The 19,542-nt window shown below is 67.8% G+C and carries 14 protein-coding genes and 4 pseudogenes; 10 read left to right on the top strand and 8 right to left on the bottom strand.

The window, feature by feature from the left end; all coding sequences use genetic code 11:
* Positions 1-909 (bottom strand): SGNH/GDSL hydrolase family protein, encoded by a 909-nt coding sequence (locus ACGH52_RS38580; RefSeq protein WP_399946369.1) that lies wholly within the window; start codon positions 907-909, stop codon positions 1-3.
* Between the two features lie 245 nt (positions 910-1,154).
* On the opposite strand from ACGH52_RS38580, the gene ACGH52_RS38575 reads away from it, so the two are divergent.
* From ACGH52_RS38575 to ACGH52_RS38550, 6 genes and pseudogenes are all read left to right on the top strand, one after another.
* The gene (locus ACGH52_RS38575) at positions 1,155-1,349 is read left to right on the top strand and encodes a hypothetical protein (protein WP_121702487.1); all 195 of its coding nucleotides are present in this window, start codon (positions 1,155-1,157) and stop codon (positions 1,347-1,349) included.
* A gap of 23 nt (positions 1,350-1,372) precedes the next feature.
* Positions 1,373-1,796, top strand: a pseudogene (locus tag ACGH52_RS38570) (IS5/IS1182 family transposase); the annotation flags it as partial.
* A pseudogene (locus ACGH52_RS38565) lies at positions 1,796-2,525 on the top strand (transposase); the annotation flags it as partial. The pseudogenes ACGH52_RS38570 and ACGH52_RS38565, both read left to right, overlap by 1 nt.
* Before the next feature lie 382 nt (positions 2,526-2,907).
* Positions 2,908-4,977, top strand: coding sequence for a GAF domain-containing SpoIIE family protein phosphatase (locus tag ACGH52_RS38560; RefSeq protein ID WP_399946366.1), 2,070 nt, complete (start codon positions 2,908-2,910; stop codon positions 4,975-4,977).
* 119 nt (positions 4,978-5,096) lie between these two features.
* A pseudogene (locus tag ACGH52_RS38555) lies at positions 5,097-5,224 on the top strand (IS5/IS1182 family transposase); the annotation flags it as partial.
* A 341-nt stretch (positions 5,225-5,565) separates the two neighbouring features.
* Positions 5,566-6,738, top strand: coding sequence for a glycosyltransferase (locus ACGH52_RS38550; RefSeq protein WP_210975770.1), 1,173 nt, complete (start codon positions 5,566-5,568; stop codon positions 6,736-6,738).
* 85 nt (positions 6,739-6,823) lie between these two features.
* Here the strand turns inward: ACGH52_RS38550 and ACGH52_RS38545 are convergent, their stop codons facing one another.
* Positions 6,824-7,279 (bottom strand): MarR family winged helix-turn-helix transcriptional regulator, encoded by a 456-nt coding sequence (locus ACGH52_RS38545; RefSeq protein WP_121702490.1) that lies wholly within the window; start codon positions 7,277-7,279, stop codon positions 6,824-6,826.
* Positions 7,280-7,560: 281 nt separating this feature from the next.
* The gene (locus tag ACGH52_RS38540) at positions 7,561-8,166 is read right to left on the bottom strand and encodes a hypothetical protein (protein ID WP_193777663.1); all 606 of its coding nucleotides are present in this window, start codon (positions 8,164-8,166) and stop codon (positions 7,561-7,563) included.
* A 657-nt stretch (positions 8,167-8,823) separates the two neighbouring features.
* Here ACGH52_RS38540 and ACGH52_RS38535 point away from each other — a divergent pair.
* Complete coding sequence (locus ACGH52_RS38535; RefSeq protein WP_238696814.1) at positions 8,824-9,291, top strand: sigma-70 family RNA polymerase sigma factor; 468 nt, start codon at positions 8,824-8,826, stop codon at positions 9,289-9,291.
* A gap of 81 nt (positions 9,292-9,372) precedes the next feature.
* Here the strand turns inward: ACGH52_RS38535 and ACGH52_RS38530 are convergent, their stop codons facing one another.
* The 3 genes from ACGH52_RS38530 to ACGH52_RS38520 all read right to left on the bottom strand — a co-directional run bounded on the left by ACGH52_RS38530 (position 9,373) and on the right by ACGH52_RS38520 (position 13,649).
* Entirely contained in the window at positions 9,373-11,487 is a 2,115-nt protein-coding gene (locus ACGH52_RS38530; protein WP_238696816.1) for a BTAD domain-containing putative transcriptional regulator, read from the bottom strand.
* 368 nt (positions 11,488-11,855) lie between these two features.
* Complete coding sequence (locus ACGH52_RS38525) at positions 11,856-12,662, bottom strand: MBL fold metallo-hydrolase (RefSeq protein ID WP_121702492.1); 807 nt, start codon at positions 12,660-12,662, stop codon at positions 11,856-11,858.
* A 135-nt stretch (positions 12,663-12,797) separates the two neighbouring features.
* The gene (locus ACGH52_RS38520) at positions 12,798-13,649 is read right to left on the bottom strand and encodes a LysR family transcriptional regulator (protein ID WP_399946360.1); all 852 of its coding nucleotides are present in this window, start codon (positions 13,647-13,649) and stop codon (positions 12,798-12,800) included.
* A 177-nt stretch (positions 13,650-13,826) separates the two neighbouring features.
* Here ACGH52_RS38520 and ACGH52_RS38515 point away from each other — a divergent pair.
* Positions 13,827-14,885 (top strand): annotated as a pseudogene (locus ACGH52_RS38515) (nitronate monooxygenase); the annotation flags it as partial.
* Positions 14,886-14,968: 83 nt separating this feature from the next.
* On the opposite strand, the gene ACGH52_RS38510 reads toward ACGH52_RS38515, so the two are convergent.
* Together ACGH52_RS38510 and ACGH52_RS38505 are read right to left on the bottom strand one after the other, a co-directional pair.
* Positions 14,969-15,949, bottom strand: a complete 981-nt coding sequence (locus ACGH52_RS38510; RefSeq protein ID WP_238696817.1) for a 2-hydroxyacid dehydrogenase — start codon at positions 15,947-15,949, stop codon at positions 14,969-14,971.
* A 115-nt stretch (positions 15,950-16,064) separates the two neighbouring features.
* Positions 16,065-17,132 carry an alpha/beta fold hydrolase gene (locus tag ACGH52_RS38505; protein WP_121702496.1) on the bottom strand — a complete coding sequence of 356 codons (1,068 nt, stop codon included), beginning with the start codon at positions 17,130-17,132 and terminating at the stop codon, positions 16,065-16,067.
* A gap of 688 nt (positions 17,133-17,820) precedes the next feature.
* Between ACGH52_RS38505 and ACGH52_RS38500 the strand changes: the two genes are divergently transcribed.
* On the top strand, positions 17,821-18,588 hold the full coding sequence (locus tag ACGH52_RS38500) for a hypothetical protein (RefSeq protein ID WP_399946356.1): 768 nt from the start codon (positions 17,821-17,823) through the stop codon (positions 18,586-18,588).
* On the top strand, positions 18,585-19,430 hold the full coding sequence (locus ACGH52_RS38495; protein ID WP_121702498.1) for a prephenate dehydratase: 846 nt from the start codon (positions 18,585-18,587) through the stop codon (positions 19,428-19,430). Before ACGH52_RS38500 ends, ACGH52_RS38495 begins: the two co-directional genes overlap by 4 nt.
* Positions 19,431-19,542: the final 112 nt, after the last annotated feature.

The following is a 19,542-nucleotide window of genomic DNA, read 5'->3' as shown; positions in this document are numbered from 1 at the left end:
TCACCGCGGCCATGAGGAAGAGAACAGAGCGCGGCCGACCGCACGTGCCATGGCCTTCTCGCCCAGGGCATTGGGATGCACGGGGGCAGCCGGGCGCTCCGGTGCGAAGGTCTCGATCCACCGCGTGTCGGTGGGCCGACAGAGGTCGTGCCCGACGGTCGGCCTGTAGGTGTCCACGTAGGAAGCTCCATGGCGGCGGGCCTGGCGGGCGAGCATCGTGTTGAGTTCCTTCTCCTTGTCCCTGAGGTAGGAGAAATCCCCCGCGGCCAAGGGGACCGCAGAGCTTGTGCAGCCGACCCCGTCGTCGGGGAAGAGGTCGGGGTATCCGACCACCACCACGCGGGCGTGCGGAGAACGCCGGTGGATGTCGCGCAGGACCTGAGCGACCTTCGGCGCGGTCTGCCGGACGGACCGCGTGATGGCGTCCGTGCCCGTGCCCGTGAAGTGAGCCCGGCAAGGCGCGCCATCGGGATCGGAGGCGGACACGCTCGCGCAGGTGCGGAGGACGTCAGAGAAGCCGATGTCGTTGCCGCCGATGGTCACGGTGACTGCATCGGTACTTCTGCTGAGGGCATCCAATTGCGCCGGCGCACTGCCTTGAGCGGTCCTCATGTGCGCAGTGGTCGCGCCGGCGCAACTGACGTCGGTGAGGGCCGCTCCCGTCGCCTCGGCCGCCAGCGAAGGGTAGTTCTGGTTCGAGCGCAGGCACCTGGCATCGATCTGGGTGGGTATGAGCGGCGCGGAAGCATACGAGTCACCAAGCGCCACGTACGACCTCTGATGCGTGCTGTCGGCGGCGGCATCCGCCCCGGTCGTCCCCGCGGCGGCGAGGGCGAATCCCGCGGTCAGCAGAGTGGCACTGACCGCCATTGCACGTCGCGTGCCGGGGTTGACGAGCAACTTGTCCAAGGGAGCGTTCTCCTATGCGGCTGGCCCTGCAGTGGTGCGGCGGCACGGCCGGTGACGGCCATGCAAGGACTGTTCACTCCTCACACGTATCCGGAGCACCGCAAGGTGCTCAGCATTGTGTAACGGACAGGTCTCAGGATGAAACGCTGCCCGCGTCACCGTCTTGACAGGTGATTACTGCGGTGCGACATTGTGCGCATGGATCTCTGGCGCGGCCGGACCGCGCGACGGAACGAGGAGGCAATGTGAACAGTGAGAGGCCCGCGGACGACGCCGCGGCGGCGCGGCACGAGCGATTCGGCCGGCTGCCGGAGCCCATACGCATCGAGGACACGACCGAGTCGAAGGTGGCAACGCCCGGCGGGGCCGTGATCGGCGCCTACGACCCCGAGAAGTCCTGGAACTACTTCTCGTGCCTGGCCTTGGACATGGGTCTGTGAGTGACTGATTATTTCAGGATGAGTTGAGTCCCGGGCCTTGCGCTCGGTGGCCACGGGCGGCAGGGCGCCGCGTGCGTGCCGATCTTCCTCCTGACACCCCGTGGAGCGGGTGGCCCCGCTGTTGCCGCCGGCTCCCGAACGGGCGGCTCCCGTCAGCGTCATGTACGTGCCGCGGGCTGGTGTCGCGTGCCGCGTTCCCGCGGAGACGGTGGGCTGTTCCGGAGTGACGGCCTGGCGCCGGCTGCGGGACTGGACCGAGGCCGGCGCCAGGCCGCGTCTGCACCCCGCCCTGCCGACAGAACTGTGCCGGCGCGGGCTCGTTGGACCTGGACGACTGCTCCGTGGACGGATCGCACGTCCGTGCTCTCAAGGGAGGGCCATGTTGGACCGTCGCCGGCCGGCTCCAAGCACCATGTCCTCGTTGATCGCCGCGGCACTCCGATGTCGGCAGGGCCCTGGACTTCGGCCGGCCGCCGGAACATGACCTGCGCGGCATCATCGACGCGATCTTGTATGCGGACCGCACCGGGGTCCAGTGGTGCTAGGGCCTGTCTGACAATTCCCGCCGTCGCCCGAAGGGCGGCCTCGCGGCGTCAGGTGCGTGCTCTCGGCGTGCCGGGCGTAGAGCGTCGTACTGGATGTACTTGGCTCTGCGCCCGGTGCGGCGAGAGTGCGTGCATGGCGTCGCGAGGCAGGCGGGAATTGTCAGACAGGCCCTAGCTGCCACCCGACTTCCCACATGATCGACGTCCAGAGCGTCAAGACCTCCACCAGCGTTCCCGCCGTCGGCCAGGGCATCGTTGCCGGGAAGAAGATCGTCGGCAAGAAACGGAACGTCGTCACCGACACCCTCTGACTGCTGCTTGCCGTGTTTGCCACCGCAGCAAGCGTGCAGGCCTACGCCGCCGGCGTCGGGCTCCTGGACCAGGTCGCCGCCGACGACCCCGGCATCCGCAAGGTGTGGGTCGACGGTGGCTACCGCCAGCACCTCGTCGAGCATGCGGCTGGCTCATGCTCCACTGCCGCCTCGCCCGCGACTATGAAACCCTTCCGGACCGCTCCGGAGCCATGATCCACCTCGCCATGACCGACCTCGTGGCCCGCGGCCTCACCAGCGAGAGCACCATCTCCTGGCGCGATCCGACGTCACAGAACAAACAGCTGATCCCGGGATGAAACAGCGGGCGGGAGACTACGTGCCGTGGCGTTTGTGTGCACCGGCTTGAGGCGGTCGCCGGTACTGCGCCCGCAGAGCCGTACGTGGGCTCGGCTGTGGGGGATCACTGCCGTCGAGAGTTCCACCACTCGGTGCCGGTCGTCGTCACTGAGCTGGAGCGGAGCACCGCCGACTCTGACAGGGCTGTAGGCGCTGGCGCATGCCTTGGACAGCCCTGGCGGCGAGCGACTAAATGCGGTCCAGTAGAGGGAGATCCACCGAGAAGCAGTGAAACGGGAGGCGAAGCGGCCGGTGTGCACGGAGCCAGCGATCGTCGTGGACAGGAAGCAGATAGGCCGGTGTCCCGGTGCCCGTCCAGCACTATGAGAGGAGACCCGGGGTATGAAGCGTCTGGAACGCCTCATGACCGCGCTGATGCGTGAAACAGGCGCTTCAGCCGGTCTGCTCTATCTCCTGCCCCCTGGGGAGCGGACTCTGTGGCTCGCCCTCGCGGAAGGCATTCCGGAGCGGATCACGGCGCCTGTGGACCGTGTCTCCGTGGATGCCGTGTCTCCGGTGCCGGACTGCATGCGCCAGGGGCGTCTGCTGTGGCGCAGCAGTCGGGAGCAGGTTGCTCGTCACTATCCGCAACTGGGCCTTGTGGTGCCGTACGACTTCATGCTTGCCGCGGCGCCCTTCACCAGCGACACCGCAGTAAAGGGCGGCGTTGCCCTGCTGTGGCCTGTTAAGCACCCGCCGCAGCTCAGCTCGCACCAGCGCGAGGCGATCACCATGTTCTGCGAGGACGTGGTGATGCTTCTCAAGCGGAGCGACGACCGCGGAAGTCCGCTCCTGCCTCCCGCGGAACCCTTGCACCTCCTCTCACACGGCGATGAGGCCGACCGTGCTTGGGCCCTGGCGGCGCTCCGATGCGCCGAACGCCTCCCCTTCGGTTGCTGTGCCCTGGACCTCGAGGGACGGATCACCTACATCAACTCCGCAGGGATCGACCTCGTGGGCACCGACGGCGTCTCCCTGACAGGCGCCCGTCCGTTCGATGCGCTGCCCTGGCTGCGCACTCCTGTCCCCGGAGACTGCTACCGGGCCGCAGTAGTCACCCGCCAGCCCACCTCCTTCATTGCGGTACGTCCTCCGGACACCCCTCTTCGCTTCGAGCTCTATCCCGACGACAGCGGCATCAGCGTCCGCATCATGCCCTCCACGCAGCCGACGGAAGCTGTGCCGGTTCCGCCCCCCGGCGAACCGACCGATGCGCTGGCGCTCTACCAGTTGATGCACCTGGCGGCCACACTCACCGAGGCGCTGAACGTGCAGGACGTGACCACTGCCATCCGTGAGCAGATCGTGCCGGCATTCGAAGCTCAGGGCATGGTCCTCATGAGCGCGGAAGAAGGCCGTCTGCACATCCTCGGACATCAGGGCTACAGCGCCGATTACCTCAGCCGCTTCGACGACACACCCCTGGCCGCGGACACCCCGACCACGCGTTCTCTAACCGCCGGTGAGCCCGCCTTCTTCTCCACCTTCGACGACCTCAAGTGGGCTTATCCCGACGCCCCTCGCCATGAAACGAGGAACGCCTGGGCCTTCCTCCCCCTGACTGTCTCCGACCGTCCCATCGGTTCCCTCGTCCTCTCCTTCAACGATCCCCGTCCCTTCCCTCCGGCCAGACGCGCTCTGCTCTCTTCCGTCACCGGGCTGATCGCCGAGGCTCTGGACCGCGCCCGTCTCTACGACACCAAACACGCACTCGCCCACAGCCTCCAGTGCTCTTTGCTGCCCCACACGCTGCCCCGTGTCGACGGCCTGGAAGCTGCTGCCCGCTACCGGCCCGGGGGGAGAGGGATGGACATCGGCGGCGACTTCTACGACCTCATCCGGGTCCCTCCCACCGCCACGGCAGCGATCGGTGACGTCCAGGGCCACAACGCGACCGCCGCCGCCCTGATGGGACAGGTCCGCACGGCCGTCCACGCCCACGCCACCGTCGGCACGTCCCCCGGCGAGCTCCTCACCCGCACCAACCAACTCCTCACCGACCTCGACGCCGACCTGTTCGCCAGCTGCCTGATTGCCAACCTCGACCTCGCCCACCACCGTGCCCGTATCGCCAGCGCCGGCCACCCCCTACCGCTCTTGCGCCATCCCGACGGACACACCGAGGTGCTGCGCCCGCAACCGGGACTGCTTCTCGGCATCGACCCGGACATCGACTACCCCACCACCGACATCTCCTTCCCACCCGGTGCCGTGCTCGTCCTGTACACCGACGGGCTTGTGGAAATCCCCGGCACAGACATCGACGACACCACCGACGCCCTCGCCCGTCACCTCGCAGAGACCCCGTGCCAGAACCTGGATGACCTCGCGGACCACCTCGTCCGCCACGCTCAACGCTCTGCCCCCCGCTACGACGACATTGCTCTCCTGCTTCTCCGGCCCACGAGGTGAAGCACGGCAGGTTTGCCCCAGCGGGAGGAGGAGGATATTCCGCCTGGTCCCGTCGAGGACTCCGTCGGCCCAAGTCCGGCAAGCTTTACGGTGACAAGGGCCACGGCTACGGCCACCTGCGGCAATGGCTGTCGCAACGCGGCATCCAGCACCACATCGCCCGCAAGGGCGTAGAGCCTCACAGCGACTGGGTCGACACCGCTGGACCACCGGACGGACCATGGCCTGGCCCGCTCGCCGGCTGGCTGGCGACTACTCCACCGCCGCTACGAATGCGAGGCCGACCACTTCCTCGCCCTCAGCGCTTGCACCGTCATCCGCTACCGCAGACTCCGCCCAAAGAGAGGACCTGTTACTGCTGACAAACAGCGGCAGCAGGGAAGCAGTGACTCGGAGGAGGCGCGATCGGAACGTGCGTCAGCAAGGCAGCTCAAGTCGACGAAGGTACTTGACTAGGCAATCATTATGGTAGGGTTTGACTTCTCACCGGTCCGCTGTCATGTGAGGCGCACGCCGTCGTCGCGTCCCTGGTAGGCCGCCGCCCGATGTCGCGGCCAGTTGCAGCGCCGATCCAGGAAGCCCCTCCTCGTGCGCGTACTTTTCTTCACCAACCCCCTCGCCGAGCGACTTCGGCCCTTGCTGCCGTTGGCGCGCTCGCTCCGGGACCAGGACCACGAGGTCGCTTTCTCGACAGCCGTCACCATGAGGGACCTTCTCGAGCCGGAGGGCTTCGAGCTGATGCTCTTCGGCGCCACCAGCGACGAGGTGAGCGCCGAAGTGAGTCGCCGTGCGGGCACCGACATCCTGTTCCTCCCCGCCAGGGACCTCGTCACGGAGTACTTCGCCGGGGCCCGGATCGATCTCCTGGCCGACGAAGCCGCGGACCGGGCGGGTGCCTGGGCTCCCGATCTCGTGGTCTCCGAATACTGTGACCTGATCGGGCCACTCGTCGCACAAGCCCTCGATGTGCCGTGCGCAGTGGTTTCGACCGGACCTTCGCCGAGCTCCGGAACACTCGACGCCCTGGCGGACAAGATGGCGGGCAGGTACATCGAGCGTGGCCTTCAACCGCCGTCCCAGGTGCCGTGGGGGCGCTGGCTGCTCGACCTGTGTCCGCCGAGCCTGCACCCGCAAGGATGGAAGCCGCCTCTCCCGCGCGTCGCGCTGCGAGCGGAGTTCATGGGCGAGGAGGCGATCCCGTCGGGGCCGTCCCTCGCTTCCGCAGGCGAGCGGCCGCGCGTGCTGCTCGGCCTGGGCACAGCAACAGGAGCTATACCCGGTCTCGAGGCGTTGCTGCGGTCGCTGAGAACTCTCGACATCGAGATCGCCGCGACGGCGGGGTGGAGGACTGCGGCCGGTCTCGTGCGCGATACCTGGGACTATGCGGCTGAGGGCTTGTCGGCAACCTCCTCGCTGGAGGGCGCGTCGGTCGTCCTGCACGACGGCAGCGCTGAGATGACCTTCGCAGCCGCGGCGCGCGGCATCCCCGCTGTCGTCCTTCCTGTCTCTCCTGAGCAGCAGCTACGCGCGCAGGCCGTCGAAGCAGCTGGAGCCGGCCTTGCCCTACGACCCGGACATCCGGAACCGGCCTTGATCACTGAGAGAATCGGTCGGCTGTTGGGCAACCCCCGGTTCACCGACGCGGCACGCCGCATCAGTCGGGAAATGGCCGGCATGCCCACCGCCACGGAGGTGGGCCGGTGGCTCGTCGCAGCGGTCTCCGGGGAACTGCGGCCCCGTTCACCGTCAGGGCGAAGCTGAAAGACTGGAGTCGACGCCGGCTGTCGCGGGTGCCCGGCAGGGCAACAGAAGGTCCTGCATTCGGGGGCTCCGGCCCTCCTGGATGTCAGGAGACTGCTATCCGTTCCAGCACTTTGGCCGCAGCCGCGACATCACAGCCTTCGAGCCGGGAGAAGATGTGGCGGCGCACACTGGCGAGATTCGTCGGCCATGCTTGCCGCAGCATCGTCCACCCGGAGTTGGTGAGGATGGCCAAGTACGCTCTCCCGTCCTCCGGACACCTCTGGCGCTGGACGAGTGACTGCGATTCCAGTCGGCTGACAACCCGCGTCATGCCACTGAGTGAAAGCCCGCACATATTGGCCAGCTCGCTCATACGCATCTGGTTGTGCGGAACCTCGGAGAGATGAACCAGGACCGTGTACTCGGTACTGGAAATCGGATGCTCCTCGAGCATGTCCGCGTCGACAACTCGAGGCAACCCTGTCATCACTCTGCCCAGGGCCCGAAGGAAGGCCTCCTCGTCGGCGTTGAGAGGTTCGATCGTCGTAGCGTCTGCCATGGGCACAGTGTAAATGGCGTACTCATGCCCGGAAGACGCGCGGACGCGCTTGCAGGACCCTCCCGGCATCCAAATTGTTGTGCGCTTGGACTGAGACCTTTTGTCACAACCGATCGGCCCAATAAGAGACACGTGTGTCGATGCGGAGAGAAGAGGTGTTTGTGACCCGGCGAGCCAGGTGATGTGGCCACTCACTCGCGGAGATGCCGAGTGCCGGCGCGATATCCGGGCGGTCCGGAGGCAAGGAACCGCCTCCGGACCGCCGGGTCACATCCGAGCGTCTAGCTCTTGGTGTCTTCGACGTCGTTCTCCTCGGCGGAGACGCCGCTCGGCGCCTCGCTTACGAGGGTGTACATGACCGATCGCTGTTGTTTGTGGCGCTGGACGTGCCCCTTGGCGACGAGCGACTCCAAGGTGTTCCGTACCACCTGCGGCGTCGGCGACCGGTCGGGGTGCTTGGCGATCAGCTCCTCCCGCAGTTCCTTGGCGAGCCGCGGTTCCGAGTGCGTACCGAGCAATTCCGTCAGGATCTCCCCCAGCAGAGGCTGACGCGACTTCCCCTTCGCGTCAGCCTCTGCCAGGGCCTTCCTGAGTCGTCGTTCCCTCATGTGCGCCGATCGACGTGTGGACCTCTGCGTCGGTGGTGGCGCCGCCTCCCCGGTCGGTGCGTGTGTCTCAGAACGTTTCTGGGAGGGAAGTTCCGACGCTTCCGGCAAGCCCTCGTAGCGCTCCGCGAGGGTCAGGATGTCGACCAGTAGAGCCTCTTCGTGCTTCAATCGCGCCAATGCCTCGGCGAGTTCCTCCTGCTGACGTCGGTTTTCCTCCAGGTCCGACGCGGCCTGTTCGATATACCGCGACCGGAGCGTGGCGGTTGATTGGCTGGTCACAACCGTTCACTCCCTCATATGGATGATGTGGCGCATCGTACCCATGTCGCCAGGTCGGAGTAGAAGCTCGTGTCACCGGGGCGGCCCTCCACTCGTGCGCGGCTCGGTGTCCGGCGTCGTCCCGGAGCGTGGCTGCAGCCAGGTGCCGGCGAATAGTTGTGCCTTCGAAGCATCGCTACCCAGGCTCCGTGCCTATTGTCTCTGCGCCCAGAATCTCCGCATAAGCACAAGGTCAATGATATGACCTTTTCGAGATGTTTATACGTCTATGTGCTCTATTCGTGGCTCTGCGGGATCACGGGACGCTCGACCGGACATCGTCTGCCGTACATACGCAGGGTGTCTGCGGATTCTCCCGGAGGTGTGAACCAGGACCGTCGCCGCCTCGTGTTGGCTGTATGACGAGGCTCGCGCGGACCCATCCAGACGGCGCGTCGAGTACGGCGCGAGCCTCCGACACGCACCCGGACCGCTCTTCCGGCCTGAGATCACGGAAGCGTCATAAACACGACAGTTTTCCGGTACCCAGCTCTGCCTACGGTGCGCATGAGGAGGCACCCCCATGTCTCCGATCGGCATGACAGAGATGCAGGATGGCTCAAGACCATGGCTATGCCCCCCACCGAAGCGCCCCGGTCGGACTTGCTCGGACTCATCATGAGGGAGCACCGGGATGCGCTCGTCTCGTACGCCGAGAAGATGCTGGGTGACCACGGACTGGCCGAGGACGTCGTCCAGGAGACACTCGTCCGGGCATGGCGGAACACCGACCGGCTGCTGGCGATGGACGGGTCTCTACGAGGCTGGCTGTTCACCGTCACCCGGCACCTCGTGGTCGACTGGGTGAGGAAGCCACACACCCGCAAGGAAGCCATGGGCGCCACGTATCACGATCCGGCAGCGGTGGAGAAGGAGATCGAGGCCGTGCACGACGCCATGGTGACGCGGCCTTCGCTCCGCCTGCTGTCTCCGGAGCACCGGGCGGTCCTGGTCCACATCTACCTCTGTGATCGCACGATCAAGGAGACGGCGGCCATCCTCGGTGTCCCCGCGGGCACCGTCAAGTCCCGGCAGCACAACGCGCTGCGCAAGCTGCGTCGCGCGTTGCAACCGGAGGCCGCCTGAGCGGGGCAGGGGACACAGTCCCCGGGGTCGTCGGTCTCGAGGCGCCCCGCCACCGGCCCACCCGGGGATCTCCCGACGGGCTCAGCGCGGGTCCGGACGGATGGGCATCGTCAGCATGGCCTTCAGCTGCTGTCTGAACGTTTCGCCTTGAGGGTGATGGCTGAGGCTGCGGTCGAGCGCCGGCAGGACGAACCGTTCGGCGACGAGCCAGTCGGCGGCATCGGCGCGTCCGCCGAACTCCTGGGGGCGGACGCCCGGGCGCGGGGGCGGCAGGATCACCGTCCTGCGGTGTGGCGTGAGGAGGGCGGTCGCGGCGTTGGCACTGTAGAGGTAGTGCTCCAGCATCCGGGCGCAGGCGGTGGAACGCACGTCGTTCGAGTCCTCGGCCGCGCTGAGATCGGCCGCGAACGAGCGCAGCAGCTCGTACCGGGTATACCGCTCGGGAGCCACTTCCTCGAGCAGGTGATGATCGGCAAGTTCGGCCAGGTTCTCGCGCGCCGTACGCAGGTCGCTTCCCGCCAGACTTGCGGCGGCTCGCAAGGTGAACTCGTGGGACGGGTGCAGAGCGAGCAGCCGGAGCATCCGTGCTGCTCCGGCACTCAGCGCATCGTACGAACGCCGGAATGCGGTGGACGCATCGGTACGGGCGTCGCGACTGGACAGCGCCACCAGCCCTTCCCGCAGCTCTGCGGCGAGGGAGGCGAGAGAGAAACGGGAACGCATCAATGCGCGGGTGCCGGCCAGGGCCAGCGTCAGTGGCAGTCCGCCGCACAACTCGACGATCTGCTCCGCGAATGCCTGCTCGGCACGCACCCGCTCGGATCCGATTCGGCGTTCAAGCAGTTCCACTCCCTCATCGAGGGCCATGGGGGCGAGTGTGACCAGCCGCGCGTGGTGGGTGACGGCCAGCCCCTCCAGACGCCGACGGCTGGTGAGGACGACCAAACTGCCCGCTGCCGCGGGCAGGAGGGGGCGTACCTGTTCGCAGTCCCGTACGTCGTCGAGGACCAAGAGCAACCGTCGCCGGGCAAGTGCGCTCCGGTAGGTGAGGCCGAGCGCCGCGTCGTCGCGGTCTTCTCCCGAGGGGCGGGACCCCAGGGCGTCGAGAACGGCACGCATGGCATGCGCCGTTCCCAGAGGGGCCCGTGTGGGGTGGTGGCCCTGGAGGTCCACATAGATCTGCCCGTCGGGAAAGTGCTCCGTGCTCTCGCGTGCCCAGTGCACGGCCAGGGTCGTCTTACCGACACCCGCCATGCCGCACAGGGCGACGATCGTGGCCGTGGAGTTACTGGAGGCCGCAGACGGCAGGAATCGCCGGCACCGGTTCAATTCCTCGGTCCTGCCGACGAACGGTACGGAATTGTCAGGCAGGTGAACCGGGCCGAAGAAGGCTGGGGCGCTTTGGGGCCCTGTCGTGGCGTTGTGCGCACGATTGCGCCGCAGATAACGTTGTTGCACGGAGCGCAAGCCAGCACCGGGCTCGACCCCCAGGTCGTCGGCCAGTGTGCGGCGGATGCGCTCGAACTGATCGAGGGCCTCGGCCTGTCGGCCGGTCGTGGCCAGGGCGGCGATGATGTGGGAGTGCAGCGCCTCGTCAAAGGGGTGCCCCTCCACCGCGCGGCGCAGGGCCGTCAGTACTTCCTCCGTCGATGCCGGTGCCGCGGTCAGGACGACGTCGGCCGCCTCCTTGGCCGTGGCGACGAATTCGTGTCCGACCGACGTGAAAACGGGGTGCTGGGCCACTTGAGTGCCATCGGCCACGACCGGACTGCGCCAGAGCCGCAGGGCGTCGGTGAAGTGCAGGGCAGCTTCCGCGGCGTCGCCGTTCTTCACTGCGAGCTGTGCCCGGGCGCGGAGATCGCGAAAGTGCAGCAGATCGGACGTCGACGCGTCGAGGAGGAGGCGGTACCCGTCGGCGGATCGGGAGAGGTGTTCGGCCAGGGCGCGGCTGCTCAGGCCGGGTTCCAGCAGCTTGCGCAGGGCACCGATGTTGCGGTGGACGATGTTGACGGCGCTGGCTGGCGGCTCGTGGTCCCACAGGACATCCACGGCGTCGCGCAGGGAGACCGGGCCAGGCGCCCGGAGCACCAGCAGGGACAGCAGAGCCAGACGCTTGGGAGGACCGACCGCGAGCTGGCGTTCCCCGCGCATGGCTCGCACGGTGCCGAGAACCGAGTAGTGCACTTTGGCGTCCATGGGGCAGTCGCCGTTCCTCAGCAGTGGTCGGACATCACCTGGGAGGCCCGGCCGCACCTGGCCTCGACAGGAAGAAGTCATCTTCCCCATCCCCGCCGGGCCGGCCCGTCCGGACGGGCCGGTGCTCCGCCCGCCCGTGCCGGCGCCGCCCGCCGCGTCGATCTCGTTCGTATGAGTGGTCATCGCGGTTCACGGGTGCGACAGTGCCGTCCCCTCAGCCCCCTCGGTCACGCTACCGAGCGAGCCTTGTACGCCCACACAGGTCTCGTTCAGGGACGGGAGAGAGGCTCCTGACGAGGGTCAAGTAAAGAGATAATTGATTGCCCTGTCAAACAGTACTGGTGTCGGGAGCGAAGCCTCCAGGAGGCTCAGGAGGGCAGATGCACCCAGGCCCCATGTGCTGGCGCGTGCAGCAGAGAGGACAGACCTGCTTCATAAAAGGCCAGCTCCAAGTCGCTCAGCCCTTCCGAGAAGTGCGTCCAGCCGTCGTAGTGCGCGGGGACCACAACACCGGCTCCCAGAACGGCTGCCGCGGCCGCGGCTCGCCTACTGTCCATGGACAGCGGACGCCCCTCGAATTTCGCCTGCACGCGGGCAGCGCCCGCGTGCAGGAGCGCCACGTCGATGTCCCCGACGCGGCGGGAGACCGTCACCACGGTACGAACGGAAGCGTTGTCTCCACTGACGTAGACGGTTGGGAGCCCCCGCCCCGACAGCACGAAACCCGTGACCTCGCAGTTGACATTGCCGTCGGCATCCCGTTCCCCGTCCTCCGGACCGTGAACCGCGGGGACGGCCAGAACGGTGAGATCGCCCTTGCCGTCCCCGCGTTGCACCGAGTGCGCCGTCCAGGGCGCCAGGCCCACGGCGGGCGAACCGAGGCGCGCGGCAGCGGCCGGACCGGTGAGGAGCAGGGGTGCGGACTGCGCGAACGCTCGCCCGCGGCCGTCGAGGTTGTCCGGATGGAGGTCATGGCTGACGAGCACCAGGTCCACGGGGCCCACGGACTGCTCGTCGAGTGCCGGCCCGGCCGTCTTGGTGAGGTAACCCTGCGGGCCGGGCGGGTCGAAAGTCGGATCACTGACGATGCGCAGCCCCGCGATGTCGATGACCGCCGTCGGGCCCCCGAGCACCGTCACCGCGCGTTCCTGCCGGGCCAGTCCTGTCCTCGCCATGCTCGACCTCACTGGTTCTAGTGGTGACTGATGCACACGTTCACGCTAGACAATCCCGGGGCGCAGGTGAAATGCCGCGAGACGCGAAGCGATGCCTATCAGGTATGAGTGCCCGGCATTCTGCAATACCGGCGTTCAGCGGCGAGCCGCCTCAAGGGAGGCGTCGACGAACCGGCGGACGAGGGACCTGGGGCCGTCCGGTGGGTAGACGAGCCTCACGGGAACCGGCGGAGCGTCGACGAGAGCGATGAAGCGGAGCGCGGGATGGGGAGAGCGGCGCATGGCGGTTTCGGGAACGATACCGATGCCGCGGTTCGCCGCCACCGTTTCCACCCACTCGTCGTAGTTGGAGGTCTCGACGATGTCCTTCGGCCGCAGATCCTCGGGCCAGGACCACGGTCCGGTGGTTCCACTGACCGAGTTCACGATCAGCCGCCAGTGATGCACCTCGCCCCAGTCCAGGTGGGTGCGCCCGGCGAGAGGACTTTCCCGGGCGCATACGGCGAAGCGTGCCTCGTCGCACAGCCGAACGGTCTGGAAGGGCTGAGGCAGATCCATCTCACCGCGGACCACGGCGACGTCGACAACGCGTTGGCGCAGGGCCTGAAGTGGATCGTCGGTGCGGCTGAGTGCGACGGAGGCGCCGGTGGCCCTCTCGAAGCCCTTGATGGTCCGCTGTGCCCAGGGCGCCGGCAGCAGCCAGCTGAAACCGAGCCGTAGTGAAGCCCGATCGCGTGCCGTGTTCAGGGCATGATCGAAGGAGGCGATCGCTCGTTCCGCCTCTTGCAGGAACTCTGCTCCCGCGTCGGTCGGTTCGACTCGGCGTGAGGTCCGTTCGAGCAGACGGACACTCAGGGCCCTCTCCAGCTGAGCGATCGTGCGGCTCAGGGCCGGTTGAGTGATCAACAGCTCTTGGGCGGCACGCGAGAAGGACCGGCACCGCGCCACCGCGGCGAAGGCCCGCAAATGGCGGATCTCGACCTCCACGCCCTCACTCCTCAGCGTATTGATGCCCGTCGCGCATAGTGCCAGCCTAATCGGCATGGCACGGATCCGTCCCTTGACGCCTGGGGTCATACGCTGGCATCACGAGCGGGATTCCGGTGCCCTTGACGCCGGCAAGGCCGCTTCGGCGTCTGATGACGGCGAGAGCCCTCGTCGTCCGCCGTGCGCGCGGAGGAGATACCAGGCATGAGCCGACTGCTGTCCGACCTAGGTGTGGAACTGCCGGTCCTCGCGGCTCCCATGGCCGGAGGGGGAAGCACCCCCGAACTGGTCGTGGCGGCCGGGCGTGCGGGCAGTCTGGGATTTCTGGCCGCCGGGTACAAGACGCCGGCGGCTCTCGACGAGCAGATGCGAAGGGTCCGGGCGGAGGGTGTCCCGTTCGGCGTCAATCTGTTCGCGCCCAACCCGGTTCCCGTTCCGGTCGACGCCTACGCGCGGTACGCGCGCGCCGTGCAGGCCGAGGCTGACCGTTACGGGCTGAGCCTGTCCGCCATCGGGCCGACGGAGGATGACGACGACTGGGCTGCCAAGATCGACCTGATCGTGGGATCACCGGTTCCGTGGGTCTCCTTCACGTTCGGCATTCCGGATTCCCGGGTCGTGGCGACTCTGCGGCGGGCGGGCATCACCGTCCTGCAGAGCGTCACCTCGGCCGAAGAGGCCGATGAGGCGGCGCGAGCAGGCGTGGACGCGTTGATCGTGCAAGGGCCGGCGGCAGGCGGACATTCGGCCACGCTCACTCCCGACCGCCCGCTCGCCTCCGTCTCCCTGCCCCATCTCGTCGCACGTGTCCGGAGTACGGTCACCCTGCCGCTCATCGCCACGGGAGGCATCGGGGGGCCCGGCGACGTGGCGGCCGCGCTGCACGCGGGGGCGGACGCCACCATGATCGGCACGCTCCTCCTACGCGCTGACGAGAGCGGCGCCTCCACGCCTCATCAGCAGGCCCTGACAGATCCGGCGTTCGAGGGCACCGTGCTGACCCGGGCCTTCACCGGACGGCCTGCCCGAGCGCTGCGCAACGCCTTCATCGACCGCTACGAATCCGCGGCCCCAACCGGTTACCCGGCGGTGCACCACCTCACTGCCCCCCTCCGCAGGGCGGCAACGGCGGCGGGCGACAAGGGACTCATCCATCTGTGGGCCGGAACCGGTTACCGCCAGGCGGCGCAGGAGCCCGCCGCACAGACGCTACGGCGGCTCACGCTGCCCTTGTGAGGTGCCGACGAGGAAATCTGCAAGGGCGATCGGGTCGTCGGCCAGCCCGGACAGGAGCCGTCCGAGCCGGCCGACGCGCGGGGTCAGCTGGCGAGCGGGACGGCGGGCACCGCGTTGTCGAGCTCCTGGCCGTCCGCGAAGCGCTGCAACTGGGCGCCGAGCAGCCGCTTGACGTGAGGCATCATCGCGGAGGTGAACGCGCCGGCATGCGGGCTGATCAGTACGCCCGGTGCGGTCCACAGGGCGTGCCCGGGAGGCAGAGGCTCCGGGTCGGTCACGTCCAGGGCCACGCGGATCCGGCCCGTCCGGGCTTCTGCTAGCAGTGCCCCGGTGTCCGCCACCGCGCCGCGTGCCACGTTCACCAGCAGAGCGCCGTCCTTCATCGAACCGAGGAACGTGGCGTCGGCCAGGTGCCTGGTGTGTTCGGTGAGCGGGACGGAAAGGATCACCACGTCCGCCTGAGGCAGCAGGTTGCGCAAGGCGGAGGTCGAGTGGACCGGCCCGACGGCGGTCAGGCGCGGTGTGCGGGCCACCCGCTTGACCTCGCACCCGAACGGACGCAGGCGCTCCTCGATCGCCGCACCGATCGAGCCGTAGCCCACGATCAGCACGGTGGCACCGTACAGGGAGGGACGGATTGCCTGCTGCCAGCGCCCGGCACCCTGGTTCTGGACGAACTCCGGGACTCCGCGCAAGGACGCCAACGTCAGGGTCAGCGCCATCTCCGCGGTGCTCGCGTCGTGGACGCCACGAGCGTTGCAGAGCAGCACCCCCGGGCGGACGTGGGGCAGGAGATAGTCCACGCCGGCACTGAGTGCCTGGAGCACTTGGAGCCGGGACATGAGTGCGAGGGGCCGAAGGATCACAGCCGTGTCCGTGGTGAGCGGAGGAGCGTAGAAGGAGACGCATGCCGGATCCGTGGGGTACGGGCCGCGGCCGTCCCATGAGGCGTAGTCCAGGCCGGCCGGAAGGCCGTCCATTTCCTCGGCCGGCACCGGTAGCCAGGCGAGCTTCCGCTCGCTGGCGCTCAGGTCCGTGGGGGACAAGGGCATCGCTCGGCTCATGGAACTCTCTACTCCTTGGGAGGCTGCTGTGCGCACGCCTTCGTCCGTTACGGGCCTCACGTCGCGCAGGGGCGGCGTGAGACCCCGCAAGGCCGAGGTACGCATGCGCGATGCCTCAGAGGTGGTCTACGTCTACGACCGCCTGTGCGAAGGCGGTGGGCGCCTCCTGCGGCAAGTTGTGACCGATACCGGTCAGCGTTCGGTGGGCGTACTTGCCCGTGAACCGGTCGCGATACGAGGCGCCGTCGCCGGGTGCGGTGAATGGGTCGCGCTCGGCGTCAAGGGTAATGGTAGGCACCTCGATGACGGGCCGGGTGGCGAGCTTCCGCTCGTAGCGCTCGTAGCGGGCCTCACCGTCGGCGAGGCCGAGCCGCCAGCGGTAGTTGTGGATCACGATCGCAGCGTAGTCGGGGTTCTCGAAGGCGGCGGCGGTGCGCTCGAACGTGGCGTCGTCGAAGTCCCACGTGGGTGAGACGGTGTCCCAGACCAGACGGCACAGGTCATGCCGGTTCGTCTTGTTCTCCATGGCGAGGCGGCCCCGCTCCGTGGCGAAGTAGTACTGGTACCACCAGGCATACTCCGCCTTGGGCGGAATGGGCTGCTTCTGGGCCTCGACGTTGGTGATGATGTAACCACTCACCGATACCAGGCCCTTGACCCGCTCAGGCCATAGGGCCGCGATGATGTCGGCGGTGCGCGTGCCCCAGTCGAAACCGGCGAGCAGCGCCTGATCGATCTTGAGAGCGTCCATCAGCGCGATGATGTCCAGGGCGATGGCCGACTGCTGTGCGTTGCGGAAGGTGCGAGCGGACAGGAAGCGGGTGGTGCCGTGGCCGCGCAGGAAGGGCACGATCACCCGGTACCCCTGTGCCGCCAGCAGCGGAGCGACATCGACGAAGCTGTGGATGTCGTAGGGCCAGCCGTGCAGGCAGATGACGGCGGGGCCGTGCGCCGGTCCGGCCTCGGCGTAGCCCACGTCCAGCACTCCGGCCCTGACCTGTTTGATCCGGTCGAATGAGGTGTGTGTCCCGGGGGCCAGGGCGGGCACTGTCGGTGCCGCCGCGTCGCCGCCCTTCCAGGGGCCCGTCGCAGCCTTGGCGTTGGCCTGGAGCCCGGCGATCGAGGCCGCGGCCGCGCCGGTGCCCAGGCCGACGGCCTTGCTGAAGGTACGCCTGTTGATCATGAGTGCTCTCCGTCGTCGATCAGGTCATCGAGGTTGCGGTGCTCCGACGGGTCCGGGGCCTGCCGCCAATGTTCGGAGACTGTTCCACACTCAATAGTCACCGGTCAAGCTGGTGACGTATAGATGAACGGGTGTGCCCGTGGATCACATGTCACCTGGTGAAGTCCTTGACTCGTGAGTGAACCTGTGTGCGGTGAACGACCGGTGACGTACTCGTGTGCGTGCCTCATGAGGGATGCCGGTCTGAGCCTGCGGGGCCGTCACGGAAGGCGGCGTTCACTGGATGCGGTTGACCCGCATGCCGCGTCGTTACGGTACTTCGCAAGCGTGGTTCCTGCCCGCGTGGTCCCGGCGCCGACGGCCGTCGGCGCAGCCTGTGGCGGGACTCACGTGAACACGAGCACCCCTCTCACACGTGGCGTCAATGGAAGGGGGTCGGACCGCCGGGCGAGTCGTCCGAATGCCGTCACCGACCGACCAGAACGCGTACACCGGCGGCAGTCGCCGGACGACAGGCCCCGTGGTGCTCGCTCCCACGATGCCCGGGTGAAGGTGAGAATTGACCAGGCATACGCAGTCGGCCCCGTTCGGCGGAGGTCCGCAGATGATCGGACCAGGTTCTGACCTGCTCCGCGTACATGATCACTTCGAGTCGGCCGCCCACCAGGACCCGTCCGGGACCTGGGACATGTTCACCCGCACATGGAACTGGGCCGCACCGTTGACCACCGCCCGGCCGGCCGTCGAACCGGGCGTCAGGCTGGCCGCCAGGCCGGTGGACGGGGGTTTCTCACTCTCCGGTCGCTGGCGCCTGACTTCGCATCGACCACCCGCCTGGCTTGCCCTCCCCCTGACCGCAGCGGGGCCGACCCCCGGGAGCACGGCCGACGAGGGCGGATGGGATCTCTTCGTCGTACCGGGCAGGGCGCGGCTGTTGTCCGGGCCGAGCGAGTCCCGCCCGCCGACGGGTCTCCTCGAACTCACCGACATCTACGTACCTGCCGGGCTGGCCACGCGCCGGTCGGGTGTGCCCCTCAGGGCGACGGACGCGAACTTCCTCGGCGTCGCTGTCACCGCCATGGCTCTCGGGGCGACCCGTCGTCTCACCGACGTGCTGGCCCGTCTGTCCGACGGCAACCGGTCCGCCGCCGTCCCAGCAGCCGAACTGGCCGCCCTGACGCACGACGAGCAGGCAGCCCTGCGGTCGACGCTGTATGGCCTGAGAGATGCGTCCGAGGTCACCGCACCAGCGGCGGGCCCTCTGGCCCGAGCCGTGAAGGTGGCCAGGCATGTGGTAGCGGGCGCCTACGAAGGGGCCATCGCGTTCGTCAGACATGACGGCCGGCACCCCTTGGCCTACCTGGTCGAGGCTGCGACGCCGATCCTGCAGGTCACGCGGTTTGTGGAGGACTTTGCGATCCGCCGAAACCATCAACGAACGGAAAGCTCAGCATGACGACCGTTGCGTATCAGGGCGAGCCGGGGTCGAACTCGTCGATGGCCGCCCAGGCGCTGTACCCGGCGAGCAGCGAACTGGCTTGTACGAATTTCGACCAGGCGCTGGACGCGGTCACCCACGGGGCCGCCGACGTCGCGGTGATCCCGGTGGACAACTCCGCGGCCGGACGCGTCGCGGACGTACATCACCTGCTGCCGGAATCGAGCCTCTTCATCGTCGCCGAGTACTTCCTGGCGATCCGCTTCGACCTCATGGGCGTGCCCGGGACGTCGCTGGATCAGGTGGAGTGCGTACGCAGTCACCTGCACGCGCTCGGGCAGTGCAGGAAGGTACTCCGGGAGGAGGGCTGGCGCGGCCTGGTCAGCGACGACACGGCAGGAGCGGCCCGGGAAGTGGCCGAACTGGGTGATCCTCGGCATGCTGCCCTCGCCCCACCCGCTGCCGCGCCGTTGTACGGGCTGGAGGTGCTGCGGGCCGGAGTGGAGGACGACCCCGACAACACCACGCGGTTCGTCGTCCTCTCACCGGAAAGCGCGCTGACACCGCACACGGGCGAGGCAACGATGACGAGCCTGTTCTTCTGCGTGCGGAACATCCCCAGCTCTCTCTACAAGGCGCTCGGCGGGTTCGCGAGCAGTGGCGTGAACCTCACCAAAATCGAGAGCTACCAGGCGGGCGCCGGTCTGCACGCCAGCCGGTTCTACGCCGAGATCGAGGGGCATCCCGACGAGCCTCGGGTGGAACTCGCCCTCCAGGAGTTGCGCTTCTTCTCCTCCGAGGTGCGCATCCTCGGGGTGTACCCCGCCCACGAGCACCGGCGGAGACGGCGCGAGGTCTGACCGAGCCGCCATGAGGAGTGTCACAGAGACTCGGTCCGCACCACGGAATCAGCGGCTTACAGCCCGGTTCCTTCCTGATCAAGCGGTATGCCGCTATATACGTCCATGCGCA

Source organism: Streptomyces sp. BBFR25 (assembly GCF_044590125.1).
In the GTDB taxonomy this organism is placed as follows: Bacteria; Actinomycetota; Actinomycetes; order Streptomycetales; family Streptomycetaceae; genus Streptomyces; species Streptomyces canus_D.
Note: the sequence above shows the minus strand (reverse complement) of the source record. Positions and strands in the feature narration are given on the sequence as shown.

Excerpts from the sequence above, each read along its gene's own strand:
- ACGH52_RS38560 (WP_399946366.1), top strand. The coding sequence starts at position 2,908 with ATGAAGCGTCTGGAACGCCTCATGACCGCGCTGATGCGTGAAACAGGC.
- ACGH52_RS38545 (WP_121702490.1), bottom strand. The coding sequence starts at position 7,279 with ATGGCAGACGCTACGACGATCGAACCTCTCAACGCCGACGAGGAGGCC.
- ACGH52_RS38535 (WP_238696814.1), top strand. The coding sequence starts at position 8,824 with ATGAGGGAGCACCGGGATGCGCTCGTCTCGTACGCCGAGAAGATGCTG.
- ACGH52_RS38530 (WP_238696816.1), bottom strand. The coding sequence starts at position 11,487 with ATGGACGCCAAAGTGCACTACTCGGTTCTCGGCACCGTGCGAGCCATG.
- ACGH52_RS38525 (WP_121702492.1), bottom strand. The coding sequence starts at position 12,662 with ATGGCGAGGACAGGACTGGCCCGGCAGGAACGCGCGGTGACGGTGCTC.
- ACGH52_RS38510 (WP_238696817.1), bottom strand. The coding sequence starts at position 15,949 with ATGAGCCGAGCGATGCCCTTGTCCCCCACGGACCTGAGCGCCAGCGAG.
- ACGH52_RS38505 (WP_121702496.1), bottom strand. The coding sequence starts at position 17,132 with ATGATCAACAGGCGTACCTTCAGCAAGGCCGTCGGCCTGGGCACCGGC.
- ACGH52_RS38500 (WP_399946356.1), top strand. The coding sequence starts at position 17,821 with ATGTTCACCCGCACATGGAACTGGGCCGCACCGTTGACCACCGCCCGG.
- ACGH52_RS38495 (WP_121702498.1), top strand. The coding sequence starts at position 18,585 with ATGACGACCGTTGCGTATCAGGGCGAGCCGGGGTCGAACTCGTCGATG.